Source organism: Novosphingobium sp. BL-A-41-Hi4B-X5A (assembly GCF_055521705.1).
In genome coordinates this window covers 463,765-475,855 of sequence record NZ_JBVFVT010000002.1, presented here as the reverse complement: position 1 = coordinate 475,855, position 12,091 = coordinate 463,765, and the positions used below count along the sequence as shown (strand labels likewise).

Annotated in this window: 12 protein-coding genes; 9 read left to right on the top strand and 3 right to left on the bottom strand. The window is 64.9% G+C overall.

Translation table 11 applies throughout. From position 1 onward, the window contains the following. Window positions 1-21: 21 nt before the first annotated feature. Window positions 22-801, bottom strand: coding sequence for an SDR family NAD(P)-dependent oxidoreductase (locus tag ACZ1JY_RS17895; protein WP_465130976.1), 780 nt, complete (start codon window positions 799-801; stop codon window positions 22-24). A gap of 38 nt (window positions 802-839) precedes the next feature. Beyond that, complete coding sequence (locus ACZ1JY_RS17890; RefSeq protein WP_118075968.1) at window positions 840-1,919, bottom strand: Rieske 2Fe-2S domain-containing protein; 1,080 nt, start codon at window positions 1,917-1,919, stop codon at window positions 840-842. 324 nt (window positions 1,920-2,243) lie between these two features. Between ACZ1JY_RS17890 and ACZ1JY_RS17885 the strand changes: the two genes are divergently transcribed. The 9 genes from ACZ1JY_RS17885 (at window position 2,244) to estDL136 (ending at window position 9,833) form a co-directional block, all read left to right on the top strand. Beyond that, window positions 2,244-3,005: an SDR family NAD(P)-dependent oxidoreductase gene (locus ACZ1JY_RS17885; RefSeq protein ID WP_465130975.1), complete on the top strand. Its 762-nt coding sequence runs from the start codon at window positions 2,244-2,246 to the stop codon at window positions 3,003-3,005. A gap of 11 nt (window positions 3,006-3,016) precedes the next feature. Continuing rightward, window positions 3,017-3,787, top strand: a complete 771-nt coding sequence (locus ACZ1JY_RS17880; RefSeq protein ID WP_465130974.1) for an EthD domain-containing protein — start codon at window positions 3,017-3,019, stop codon at window positions 3,785-3,787. Window positions 3,788-3,810: 23 nt separating this feature from the next. After that, a complete protein-coding gene (locus ACZ1JY_RS17875) occupies window positions 3,811-4,686 on the top strand; it encodes an SDR family NAD(P)-dependent oxidoreductase (protein ID WP_465130973.1) in 876 nt (291 codons plus the stop codon). Between the two features lie 145 nt (window positions 4,687-4,831). Beyond that, the gene (locus tag ACZ1JY_RS17870) at window positions 4,832-6,250 is read left to right on the top strand and encodes a cytochrome P450 (protein ID WP_118075342.1); all 1,419 of its coding nucleotides are present in this window, start codon (window positions 4,832-4,834) and stop codon (window positions 6,248-6,250) included. Between the two features lie 10 nt (window positions 6,251-6,260). Further along, entirely contained in the window at window positions 6,261-6,593 is a 333-nt protein-coding gene (locus ACZ1JY_RS17865; RefSeq protein WP_465130972.1) for a 2Fe-2S iron-sulfur cluster-binding protein, read from the top strand. A 117-nt stretch (window positions 6,594-6,710) separates the two neighbouring features. Beyond that, window positions 6,711-7,583, top strand: a complete 873-nt coding sequence (locus tag ACZ1JY_RS17860; protein ID WP_465130971.1) for an SDR family NAD(P)-dependent oxidoreductase — start codon at window positions 6,711-6,713, stop codon at window positions 7,581-7,583. Next, complete coding sequence (locus ACZ1JY_RS17855) at window positions 7,580-7,999, top strand: nuclear transport factor 2 family protein (protein WP_465130970.1); 420 nt, start codon at window positions 7,580-7,582, stop codon at window positions 7,997-7,999. Before ACZ1JY_RS17860 ends, ACZ1JY_RS17855 begins: the two co-directional genes overlap by 4 nt. After that, window positions 7,996-8,895 carry an NAD-dependent epimerase/dehydratase family protein gene (locus ACZ1JY_RS17850; protein ID WP_465130969.1) on the top strand — a complete coding sequence of 300 codons (900 nt, stop codon included), beginning with the start codon at window positions 7,996-7,998 and terminating at the stop codon, window positions 8,893-8,895. Before ACZ1JY_RS17855 ends, ACZ1JY_RS17850 begins: the two co-directional genes overlap by 4 nt. 14 nt (window positions 8,896-8,909) lie before the next feature. Continuing rightward, the gene (gene estDL136, locus ACZ1JY_RS17845; protein ID WP_465130968.1) at window positions 8,910-9,833 is read left to right on the top strand and encodes a chloramphenicol hydrolase; all 924 of its coding nucleotides are present in this window, start codon (window positions 8,910-8,912) and stop codon (window positions 9,831-9,833) included. A gap of 67 nt (window positions 9,834-9,900) precedes the next feature. On the opposite strand, the gene ACZ1JY_RS17840 is transcribed toward estDL136, so the two are convergent. Next, window positions 9,901-11,871, bottom strand: a complete 1,971-nt coding sequence (locus ACZ1JY_RS17840; protein ID WP_465130967.1) for a putative bifunctional diguanylate cyclase/phosphodiesterase — start codon at window positions 11,869-11,871, stop codon at window positions 9,901-9,903. Window positions 11,872-12,091 lie beyond the last annotated feature (220 nt).

The window sequence follows — 12,091 nt, the reverse complement described above, 5'->3', positions numbered from 1 at the left end:
CGTCAGCCGCAAGGGCTGGTGCTACATTCCAGGTGAACCGGGGAAGCCCATGTAATAGCTGCCCACGGTCATCCCGCCGTCAACGACGATCTCGGCGCCATGGATATAAGACGCCTCGTCGCTGGCGAGGAAAGCGCTCGCCGATGCCACTTCTTCCGGCCCGCCGATGCGCTGCAGCGGCACGTTGGCATAGCCCTTGTCCACTTCCTCGCGCGCTGCGCCGGTATGATTGGACATCACCGTATCCACCCCGCCGGGGTGGACCGAATTCACCCGCACGCCCTTGTGGCCCAGCTCCATAGCCGCCACCTTGGTCAGGCCCCGGACGCCCCACTTGGACGAGGCATAGGCGACGAGGCTGTTCGCCCCCTTCATCCCGTCCACTGACGAGATATTGACGATCGAGCCGCGCCCGCGCGCGATCATGCCCGGCGCCACCGCCTTGATGCCCAGGAACTCGCCGACGAGGTTGACGCCCAGGACCTTCTCGTAATCAGCCTTGGAGGTCTCGAGCAGGCTCTTGAACATCAGGATGCCGGCATTGTTGACCAGCGCATCGACCGGCCCCAGCGTCGCTTCGACGTCGCTGACAACCGCGGCCCAATTGCCTTCGTCGGTCACGTCGAGATGGAAGAACCGCGCCGCATCGCCCAGCTCGGCGGCAAGCGCTTCGCCCGCCTCGTCCAGCACGTCGGCAATCGCCACTTTCGCGCCCTCGGCCACGAACAGCCGGCTCGTCGCCGCACCCATGCCCCGCGCACCCCCGGTGACGATCGCCACCTTGCCTGCCAGCTTTCCCATGATCTCTCCCTTGGCTCCTGCTTGGAAGCCCTGTGTTCTCAGGCCACCTTCTGCCCCGGCCGCTTGTCGAGCGTGACGTGCAGACCGTTGACGCGGCCCTGGATTTCCGGCGCCTTGTCCCGCGGGTTGTAGAACTGGCGGTACCACAGGCGAACCTTGGCGTAGGGGCCGTCCTTGGGGATCGCCAGCGGGTTGATGCAGGCGCGCTTGTTCGCCCAGATCTCAACGTCCTGCGCAAAGGCGAGGCGGCTGCCTTCCTGATAGGCCAGCGCCATCTCGCGGTCTTCCGCTGTCGTCTCGCGGCTGCCGTCGTGAACCTTGACCATCAGCGCATGCCACGAACGCGAAACGCCATCCTCGATCGGCGTATTGGCGATCATGATGAAGCTGTCGAACGTGCCGGCCATTTCCGACTGGAGGAAGCCCGGCCCTTCGTACCAGGTGTCCAGCACCAGCGCGTCCTCGGGGTTCGCCGTCAGCGTGCGGTGGCCGGCGCTGTAGTACTGGTGCAAGTGTGGGCCCATGAACTCGTTGGCGAAATACTGCCAGTCAGTCGCGCCGTGGATCGGCACGAAGTGGCCGAAGTCGGCCATGTTGTCGACGATCTCGATGCCGTGGCTGTTGAGGTCGCCCATGTAGTCGATCTTCCATTCGACCCAGCCCGGCTCGCCATAATGGCCACCGAAGTTGGCAAGTTCCACGTCAGGCTCCAGCCCTTCGGGATCGTGCCACATCCAGATGATCCCGGCGCGTTCGAGCACCGGATAAGTGCCCAGCTTCGCCGCCTTCGGGATGAAGTCCGAATAGGGAATGTGGTTGCACGCGCCATCGGTGCCGAAGCGCCAGCCGTGGAACGGGCAGCGGATCGACTCACCTTCAACATGCTCTCCATCGCGGACGATGTAGGACGTGCTGTTCTTCGCCAGATGCGCGCCCATGTGCGGGCAATAGGCATCGACCACGTAAGGCTTGCCGCTCTCGCCCCGGTAGATCACCAGATCCTTCCCGAAATAGCGGATCGGCGCGGGGGTGCGCGTGGCATCGGCGGCAGTTCCGATCATGAACCAGCCGCGCGGAAAATCGAATTCACCCAGGCCATACTCTTTCGAGGTTGCCATCTGCATCACTCCTTTTGATCACCGCGCCGTTCTGCCTTGTTCGGGACAGCGCTTTCGTGATCCTGAAAACCGAATCGCGAGCGATTTGCGGACCGATCGCGATCATCTCCCACGCCCTCAGCATGGCACGCCAAGGCGCATTGGGCAAGTCCAAGCGGACCGCACTTTGCGTTACACTATTAGCCACTCATTACGCAAACAAAGCCACATACTGCACTTACACTATAAGGTGCGTTCAGATTATGGTTTGCAGTTTGCATGAGGTCGTGGCAACAACCCGGTCTGCGAGAGGCCGCAAGACGCTTCGCGCCACTGGAGAGAAGCATGACCGATCTTGACCGCAAAGTCGTCCTGATAACCGGAGCCGGGCAGGGAATCGGACAGGGCGTGGCGCTGGCAATGGCAGGCGCCGGGGCCTCTGTCGTCGTTACCGGGCGCACGCTGGCCAAGGTCGAGGCAACGGCGAACATGGTCAAGGAACGCGGCGGCAAGGCGCTGGCCGTCGCCTGCGACGTGAAGTCCGCCGCCGATCTCGCCGCGACGGTGGAGCGCACCGTCGCCGCGTTCGGCGGGCTCGATATTCTCGTCAACAATGCCCAGGAAGTGCCGCTCGGCAAGCTCGAGGACGTGACGGACGAAGCCTTCCTTGCGGGATTCGAAAGCGGGCCGCTGGCCACGCACCGCCTGATGAAGCTCGCCCGCCCGCACCTCGCCGCGCGCGGCGGCGGCACCATCTTCAACTTCTGCTCTTCGGCCGGCATCCGCTGGGACATGACCGGCTATGGCTGCTACGCCGCAGTCAAGCAGGCGATCCGCAGTTTGACCCGCGCCGCGGCGGCCGAATGGGGCGGCGAAGGCATCCGCGTGCTGACCATCGCGCCGCACGCGGAATCGCCCGGCCTCAAGTGGTGGATCGAGAACAATCCCGAAGAAGCGCAGGCCTTTTTCCGCACGATCCCGCTGGGCCGCGTCGGCAGTCTTGAAGGCGATATCGGCCGCGCGCTGGTCGCGCTCGCGAGGCAGGACCTCGCCTACCTCACGGGGGCGACCATCCCGCTCGACGGCGGACAGGCCAACTTCGACTGAGGAGGCGCGCCATGGAAAAGGTCATCGCCGCCCTCTGGGCGCCGCCGCACCAGTCGCGCGAGGACTTCGGCGCCGCACTGCTCGGCACCCTGCCCCAGGCACTCGTCGCTGCGGGAGCGAGCCGGGTTCGGCTCAACCTGCGCGATGCCACGGTCGCACCGGGCGAAGCGCTGGTCCAGCAGTGGCAGGTGCCGCAGCAGGCCGCCGTCGTGCAGTTCTGGATGCCCTCGGCAAACGCCCGCTTACGGGGCGATGTCGATGCAGCGCTCGCCGCGCGTTCGGCATGGTTTGCAGCGTGGCTGGTCTGTGAATCCGAGATCATCCCGAACACCGCGCATCCGTGTTCTACAAATGTTTCCCCGGGGAAACGAAGCGAAGCGAAGTTCAGCGAAGCTAAACACGAAAGCACCCGGCGCACATGGGGCTGGAGCCAGGCCAGCTTCATCACGTTCCGCCCGGACATCACCCGCGAAGAGGCCGTCGCCCACTGGCATTCGCACCACACGCGAGTGGCGATCGACACGCAATCGAACTTCGAATACGTCCAGAACCTGATCGTCCGCCCCCTCACCGAAGGCGCACCGGCCTACAGCGCGTTCGTCGAGGAGTGCTTCCCGCTGGAAGCGCTCGAACAGCCGGAAGTGTTCTTCGATGCCGTGGGTAAACCGGCGAAGTTCAAGGCCAATCTCGACGCGATGATGGCCAGCTGCCACGCCTTCATCGACTTCACCCGCAACGATATCATCCCCACCAGCCAGTTCGATTTCGCGCACCTGGGCTGACTATCGCGCAAGAGGAATCCACCATGTCCGAACAACCGAAAGTTGCTCTCGTAACGGGCGCCAGCCGGGGTGCAGGCGCAGGCATCGCGCGCGGCTTTGGCGAGATGGGCTACACCGTCTACGTCACCGGGCGCACCGTCACGCCCGGCGATGCCAAGGGCTGGGACGGCACCGTGCTGCCGGGCACCGTCTCCGAAACCGCGCAGAAGATCACCGAGAACGGCGGCAAGGGTATCCCGGTCGTCTGTGACCACAGCGACGACGCCAGCGTTGCCCGCGTTTTCGAACAGATCATGGACGAGCAGGGCCGCCTCGATGTGCTGGTCAACAATGCTGCCTACATGCACCATCAGCTGATCGACAAGGCGCCGTTCTGGGAGAAGGAACTCGACGCCCAGAAGATCCTCGATGTCGGACTGCGCAGCGCCTACGTGGCCAGCTGGCACGCGGCGAAGATCATGGTCCCGCAGAAGTCCGGCCTGATCGCGATGACCTCGTCGTTCGGCGCGACCTGCTACATGCACGGCCCCGCCTATGGCGCGCAGAAGGCCGGGCTCGACAAGCTGGCGCATGACATGGAGCACGATTTCCGGGGCACCGGGGTGATCGCGGTCTCGCTCTGGCTCGGCCCGCAGTTGACCGAGCGCGCGCTGATCGCGGCCAAGACCAACCCGGAGCAGTACGAGGGCTTCCTGTCGATGGCCGAGAACCCTGAATTCTCCGCCCATGTCCTCGCCGCCATCGACAGCGCGCACAATCGCGACGAGCTTTCCGGCCAGACGCTGATCGTGGCCGAGATCGCGAAGGAACTGGGCGTGACCGACCGTGGCCACGACCGCCCTTCGCACCGCGCGATGCTCGGCAGCCCGCGCCCGAAGAATCCGGCGGCGGTTTATTGATCAAAGGCGGATGGGAGGTTCGTCCGATGATCCTGCAAAGATCATCGGACGATACGTTTCGATGCGCGGGACTTGCACCGCCCCCCGCGCACCATACCCTTCGCCCGTTGGAGCCGGAGCAACCGGCCGTGCGGGGAGATGATCGATGGCGAGTGCAGCACCGGGTGCAGACGGCCTTCCCTTGCTCGATGGCGGCGTGCCGCTGCTCGGGCATCTGGCGCAGTTCTTCCGTGATCCCGTTTCGGTCCTGAAACGCGGCTACCGTTCCAAGGGGCGGATGTTCGCGATGAACTTCATGGGCCAGCGCATGAACGTGATGCTGGGGCCGGAACACAACCGCTTCTTCTTCGAGGAGACCGACAAGCTGCTCTCGATCCGGGAGTCGATGCCGTTCTTCCTCAAGATGTTTTCGCCCGAATTCTACTCCTTCGCCGAGATGGACGAGTACCTGCGCCAGCGCGCCATCATCATGCCCCGGTTCAAGGCGGCGTCGATGAAACAGTACGTGCCGGTGATGGTCGAGGAATCGCTCAATCTGGTTGAGCAGCTGGGCAACGAAGGCGAATTCGACCTGATCCCGACGCTGGGGCCGGTGGTGATGGACATTGCCGCGCACAGCTTCATGGGGCGCGAGTTCCACGAGAAGCTGGGCCACGAATTCTTCGAGCTGTTCCGCGACTTTTCGGGCGGCATGGAGTTCGTCCTGCCGCTGTGGCTGCCGACGCCCAAGATGGTGAAAAGCCAGCGCGCCAAGAAGAAGCTGCACGCGATCCTGCAGTCGTGGATCGACAAGCGCCGTGCGAGCCCGCTCGATCCGCCCGACTTCTTCCAGACGATGATCGAGACGAAGTATCCCGATGGCCGCGCCGTGCCCGACGAGATCATTCGCCACCTGATCCTGCTGCTGGTCTGGGCGGGGCATGAAACCACCGCCGGGCAAGTCAGCTGGGCGCTGGCCGACCTGCTGCAGAACCCCGGCTATGCCAAGGTCCTGCGCGACGAGACGGCGGGGCTGCTGGGTGCCGGCAACGGCGGCAACCTCACTTGGGAACACGCCATCGCGATGGAGAAGATGGACCTCGCCCTGCGTGAGACCGAGCGGCTTCACCCGGTGGCCTACATGCTTTCGCGCAAGGCCAATGCCGATATCGAACGTGAGGGCTATCGCATCCGCAAGGGCGAGTTCGTGCTGCTTGCGCCGTCGGTCAGCCACCGGATGGAAGAGACGTTCCGCAATGCCAATGCCTATGATCCGGAGCGCTTCAACCCGCAAAACCCTGAAGCACAAATCGAGAGCAATTCGCTGATCGGCTTTGGCGGCGGGGTGCATCGCTGCGCGGGCGTGAACTTCGCGCGCATGGAAATGAAGGTGCTGGTGGCGATCCTGCTGCAGAACTTTGACATGGAGCTGATGGACGAGGTGAAGCCCATCGCCGGTGCCTCGACCTACTGGCCCGCCCAGCCCTGCCGCGTGCGGTACAAGCGGCGCCAGCTGGACGGCGCGGGCGCGAGTGCCGACGTGGCCGCGCTGGCGAAGGCGGCCGGTTGCCCGGCGCACGCTTGAGGTGATCTGAATGGCCAAGGTGACTTTCGTCCAGCCGGACGGCTCGGCGCGGACTTGCGTGAACTTCGAGGGCATGACCCTGATGCAGCTGGCGGTTGGCAACCTTGTCGACGGGATCGACGCGCTGTGCGGCGGCATGATGCAGTGCGCCACCTGCCACTGCTACATCGACCCCGACTGGCTTGACCGCACCGGCCCGGCCCGGCCGGAAGAGCGCGAGATGCTCGAGGCGATCGAGGGTGTCGAGATCCGCCCCAACAGCCGCCTGTCCTGCCAGGTCCAGCTTGGCGAGGAGCTTGACGGGCTGGTGGTGCACATTCCAGCAGAGCAACCGGGAATCTAGCAAAACCAAGACCCTCTTCCTACGCATCCGGTTGACACTTCAAGAAAGTGAAAACACTATGCGTAGCAATTGAAACGATAATCACCGAATCATTGGTGTGGAGAGGGAAGTGACCGTATGACTGCGGCAGACAATGCGTTGCTCGCTTCGCAGGCTCTGGATTTCACCGGAAAGACCGTGCTGGTCACCGGGGGCGGCGTGGGCATCGGGCGCGCCATTGCCGAAGCCTTTGCCGGAGCCGGCGCGCAAGTGGTGATCGCCGAGATCGACCCCGCCAATGCCGATGCCGCCGAGGCCGCCATGCCCTCTGCCCGCGTGATCCGCTGCGACGTGCGCCAGCGCGGGGTCGGCGCGATGCTGGCCGAGCGGATCGCTGCCGAAACCGGCAGGCTGGACGTGCTGGTCAACAATGTCGGTCACTTCGTCCACGCGCGGCCCTTTGCGATGCTGGAGGACGTGGAGGTCGAGGAGATCCTCGACGTCAACCTAGGCCAGTTGCTGCGCATGACCAAGGCCATGGTTCCCCTGCTGCGCAAGGGCGCGCCGGGGTCCTCGATCATCAACGTCACCTCGATCGAGGCGCATCGCGGCATCCCCTATTGCTCCGTCTATGCTGCCGCGAAGTGGGCGGTGACCGGCTTTAGCAAGAGCCTTGCGCTGGAATTTGGCCCCGAGGGCATCCGCGTCAACACCATCGCGCCCGAAACCACCGATACTCCGCAAGTGGCGCTCGACTACATGATCCCGCCCGAGAACCGCACGCACGAGGAGCGGTGGATTCCGCTGGGCCGCTTTGGCCAACCCAGCGACTGCGCGGGCGCGGCGCTCTACCTCGCCAGCCCGCTGGCGGCGTGGGTGACGGGCAGCACGATCAACATCGATGGCGGCGCGCTGGCGGCGGCAGGGTGGTATCGCACGCCGCATGGCGAATGGACCAACGTGCCGCTGATTTCCGGCAATGGCCTCGTGATTCCGGGCACCGTGGCATGAGCGACCTCGCCGCGCTTCGGCGCACCGCCGAACGCTATGCCGTGGGCGCAGATCGCCGCGACAAGGCGCTGTGGCGTGAGGTGCTTGCCGAGGATGTGGAGATTTCAGGTCCGGGCTTCAGCATCGCAGGGTTGGAGGCGAACCTTGGCTCGATCGACCACCTCGCCCACGCCTTCACCATGACGCGCCACGTGGTGCATGACATGGACGTGATCGTGGAGGGTGACAGCGCCCATGGCGAGACCCGCTCCACAGCCGAGCACCGCATTGCCGCGCCCGAGGGCGACAAGCTGCTGGTCTGGGCGATCCGCTACCAGGACCAGTGGAGGCGCGAGAACGACTACTGGAAGTTCACCCGCCGCACCCTGATCGTCGATTGGGAAGAGCTGCGGCCGATCAAGGGAATTGCGACATGAAGGTACTGGTCATCGGCGGCACGGGTGCGCTTGGCGGCCATGCCGCGCTGCATCTGGCGGCACAGGGGCATGACGTGACGATCACCGGGCGCTCTGCCGCGCCGACAGGCACGCCGCTCAGCAAACTCGGCTTCCTCAAGGGCGATTACGTGGCGGGCGATTTCACTGCTGACAAGCTCAAGGGCTTCGACAGGATGGTGTTCGCGGCGGGCAACGATCCGCGCCACGTGCCGCAGGGTGAAGACTTCGGCGCCTGGCTGAGACGCGCCAACCACGAAGCCCTGCCCGCCGTGTTCGCCGCCGCCCGTGAAGCCGGGGTCAAGCGCGCGGTGCAGCTCGGCAGCTTCTACCCGCAGGCCGCGCCGGAACTGATTGCGGGCAATGTCTATATCCAGTCGCGCCTTGCGGCATGCCAGCTTGCCCGCAACGAGGCGAGCCACGATTTCGACGTGGTCAGCGTCAACGCGCCGTTCATGGTCGGCGCGGTGCCGGGGCTGCCCAGCGCGATCTTCGAACCCTATGTCGCCTGGGCCAAGGGGCAGATCCCGATCCCGTTCTTCGCGCCGACGGGGGGCACCAACTTCATGTCGTTTCGTTCGTTGTCCGAAGCGATCGAAGGCGCGCTGCTGCGGGGCGAGCCGGGCAAGGCCTATCTCGTCGGCGATGAAAACCTGACCTTCCGCGAATACTTCCAGCTGTTCTTCGACGCTGTTGGCAGTGACGTAAAGCTGGAGGAGCGCGACGAGGAACTGCCGCTCCTGCCCGACATCGCCATCCCGCAGGGCCGCGGCAACACGATCAGTTATGAACCCGACGCTGGCGAAACCGCGCTGCTCGGCTATCGTCGCGGCGACGTGGCGGCGGCTGTTGCCGAAATCGCCGCCCAGTACGGCTAAGGGAGAGACAAAGGATGACGCTCAATCCGCAGGTCGAGGCGCTGCTCGGCTTCTTCGCGCAGATGCCGCCGATCGACTACGAGACGATCACGCCCGAGGCCCTGCGCGAGGCGAACCGGCCGATGCAGCTGGGCCCGCCACCCGCCGTTGCCGAGGTGCGCGACCTGACGCTGGACCTGCCCGGCCGCACCATCGCCGCGCGGCTCTACAAGCCCGAGGGCGCGGGCGAGAACGCCCCGCTGGTGCTGTTCTACCATGGCGGCGGCTGGGTGATCGGCTCGATCGAGACGCACGATGCCTCGGCGCGCGCCTTGGCCGTGGCGAGCGGCGCGGCGGTGCTGTCGGTCGACTACCGTCTCGCCCCGGAAACGCCCTTCCCCGGCCCGCTCGACGATTGCCACGACGCCCTGCTCTGGGCTGTGGACCATGCCGCAGACCTCGGCATCGACAAGGGCCGCCTCGCGGTGGCCGGTGACAGCGCGGGCGGCAACCTCGCCGCCGCCGTCGCTATACGCGCGCGCGATGCGGGCGGGCCAAAGCTGGCGCACCAGCTGCTGATCTACCCTGTCACCGACACCAACTTCGAGAACGGCTCCTACACCGAGAATGCCGAGGGATACTTCCTCACCACGCGCATGATGCAGTGGTTCTGGATGCACTACGTCGGCGATCACGGCGATCCCCACCCCGAGGCTGCAGTGCTGCGCCATGACAATCTCGCGGGGTTGCCGCCTGCCACGGTGCTGGTCGCGCAGTATGATCCCCTGCGCGATGAAGGGCTGGACTATGCCGAGGCGCTGAAGGAGGCAGGCGTTCCGGTCGAGACCGAACTCGCGCCTGGCATGATCCACGGCTTCTTCTCGATGTTCGAGGCTGTGCCCGATGCCATGCCCTATATCGAACGGGCCGGCGCACGGCTGAAGGCGGCCCTGGCCTAGACCCCGGGCGCGGACGCAAGGTCGTCGGCCCCGGCCTGCGCCGGGGCGACAATCCATTTCCCGGGGATCAACCGGCGAAGCGCGCCGATGCCTTGAGCACGGTGCGCTCCGAACGCTCCCACGCGGCGATGAAATCGGGCAGGGGCATCGGCTTGCCGAACAGGTAGCCCTGCAGCTTGTGGCATCCGGCCTGCCGCAGCAGCTGCGCCTGCTCCTCGGTTTCCACGCCTTCGGCGATCACCCGCATGTCCAGTCCGCAGGCGAGCATGATCGCCCCGGTCACAAGCATCGCGCCCTTGCTCCCCGGTGCGAGGCCCTCAAGCAGCGACTTGTCGATCTTGATGTGGCTGAAGCCATAGCTGCGCAGGTAGTGGATGCTGGTGAAGCCGGTGCCGAAATCGTCGAGCGCGATCGACATGCCGCGCTGCTTGAACGTCTCCACCGCGCGCACCACGCGTTCGGGGTTTGACAGCAAATAGCCTTCGGTAATCTCGAACTGCAGCCGCTCGGGGGGAAAGCGGGTCTGCTCCAGCACGTGGGCGACCTGCCGTTCGAAATGCGAATCCCGGAACTGCGCCGGGCTGACATTGACGCTGAGCCGCAAGTTCCCCAGCGGCCCGATGTCGCGGCAGGCGCGTTCCAGCACGAACATACCGAGCGGATGGATCTGGCCGGTGGCCTCGGCAATCTCGATGAAATCGTCGGGTGGCAGCGGGCCTTCGGGGCGTCGGGGCCAGCGCAGCAGCGCCTCGACCGCAACGATGCGCCCGGACACGGCATCGACCTCGGGCTGGTAATAGACCTCGAACTCATCGCGCGCGAGGCCGCGCCCGATCTGGGTTTCCACGGCCAGCCGGTGCTTGCGCCCTTCATCGAACGCGGCATCATAGATCGCGACCTGGTTCTTGCCCGCCGTCTTGGCGTGGTACATCGCGGTGTCGGCGCGGCGCAGCAGTTCGCGCGGCGTGCCAGCCACATCCGTATTGGCAGCTACGCCGATGCTGGCACCCACCTGCAGCACGTGGCGTTCCACCAGTACCGGTAGCGAGATTTCCTCAAGGATCGTTGCGGCCAGGCGTTCCGCCTCAGCCTGCGCCTTGGGCATTTCCAGCAGCACCGCGAACTCGTCGCCGCCAACACGGGCCAGGCGGGCATGAGCGGGGCAATGCTGGCCAAGGCGCAGGCAGATGCTGCGGATCAGGGCATCGCCGGCCTGGTGGCCATGCTCGTCGTTCACTTCCTTGAACCCATCGAGATCGATGAAGATCACCGCAAGGCTATCCGGCAGGGGATTGAGCCGCGCTTCCAGTCGATCAAGCCGCGTCAGAAGTTCGCGCCGGTTGGGCAGACCGCTGAGCGGATCGCTGAAGGCGATGCGCCGGTTTTCCTCGGAAAGCTTCTCGGTTTCGAGCTGGCGCGCACGCAGGATGCTTTGCGACCGGATAAGTTCGGAAAATGAGATGTTGTAGCTGTGCGTCACCACTATCATGCCGATGCACACCAGCGTCAGCACGATCGACTGGCCGAGCAGCTGGCCGCCGTCGATCCACGAAAAGTAGAACACGAACGACAGCGTGCTGACCAGCGCGACGCGCATTGCGGCGGCGCGCAAGGTCATCAGGCAGAACACGCAGCTGACCTCGGTCAGGCCGAGGAAGAAGGTCAGGTTGCTGCGCGCATAGGCATCGCCATCGGGATAGACCCAGATGCACCACGCCTCGAATGCCATGGTCATGATAATGGCCAGCCAGCAGGTGCGGCGCAGGCAGGCGGCGATATAGGCGTCGGAGTGCGAGCCGACAGAGCGCTGCTGCCACCACCAGATCCCGCGCCAGACGGCGACCGCACAGATGAACAGCGGGGTCAGGATGGTCTTGAAGGAATTGCCCGGATCAAAGAATGAAAACCCGATGGCAAGCGCGTTGCAGACCAGAATCGCATAGAGCAGCGGCATCTGGCTGGAGAACGAGCGGAACTGCGCCCGGGTCAGCTCCGGGTCGTCGGTTTCCAGCTTTAGGATGTTCGCAAAGGCCTGCATCCGGCGCGTTTTCCGCCCTAAGTCCTTGAATCTTGGTTAAGATGCGGATTTTAGGCAGAAAGCTTGAAGATGCGGGGTTAGCTGGGGCTGCGTAGGATTGCTTATCGGCGGAAATGGGGGAGGAGGCATTCGCGCCAGCGAATGACGGAGGGGCAAATTCGCAAAACCCCTCCACCACCAGCTTCGCTGGCGGTCCCCCTTGTATCTTGAAAATGGTGCA

Excerpts from the sequence above, each read along its gene's own strand:
- ACZ1JY_RS17895 (WP_465130976.1), bottom strand. The coding sequence starts at position 801 with ATGGGAAAGCTGGCAGGCAAGGTGGCGATCGTCACCGGGGGTGCGCGG.
- ACZ1JY_RS17890 (WP_118075968.1), bottom strand. The coding sequence starts at position 1,919 with ATGGCAACCTCGAAAGAGTATGGCCTGGGTGAATTCGATTTTCCGCGC.
- ACZ1JY_RS17885 (WP_465130975.1), top strand. The coding sequence starts at position 2,244 with ATGACCGATCTTGACCGCAAAGTCGTCCTGATAACCGGAGCCGGGCAG.
- ACZ1JY_RS17880 (WP_465130974.1), top strand. The coding sequence starts at position 3,017 with ATGGAAAAGGTCATCGCCGCCCTCTGGGCGCCGCCGCACCAGTCGCGC.
- ACZ1JY_RS17875 (WP_465130973.1), top strand. The coding sequence starts at position 3,811 with ATGTCCGAACAACCGAAAGTTGCTCTCGTAACGGGCGCCAGCCGGGGT.
- ACZ1JY_RS17870 (WP_118075342.1), top strand. The coding sequence starts at position 4,832 with ATGGCGAGTGCAGCACCGGGTGCAGACGGCCTTCCCTTGCTCGATGGC.
- ACZ1JY_RS17865 (WP_465130972.1), top strand. The coding sequence starts at position 6,261 with ATGGCCAAGGTGACTTTCGTCCAGCCGGACGGCTCGGCGCGGACTTGC.
- ACZ1JY_RS17860 (WP_465130971.1), top strand. The coding sequence starts at position 6,711 with ATGACTGCGGCAGACAATGCGTTGCTCGCTTCGCAGGCTCTGGATTTC.
- ACZ1JY_RS17855 (WP_465130970.1), top strand. The coding sequence starts at position 7,580 with ATGAGCGACCTCGCCGCGCTTCGGCGCACCGCCGAACGCTATGCCGTG.
- ACZ1JY_RS17850 (WP_465130969.1), top strand. The coding sequence starts at position 7,996 with ATGAAGGTACTGGTCATCGGCGGCACGGGTGCGCTTGGCGGCCATGCC.
- estDL136 (WP_465130968.1), top strand. The coding sequence starts at position 8,910 with ATGACGCTCAATCCGCAGGTCGAGGCGCTGCTCGGCTTCTTCGCGCAG.
- ACZ1JY_RS17840 (WP_465130967.1), bottom strand. The coding sequence starts at position 11,871 with ATGCAGGCCTTTGCGAACATCCTAAAGCTGGAAACCGACGACCCGGAG.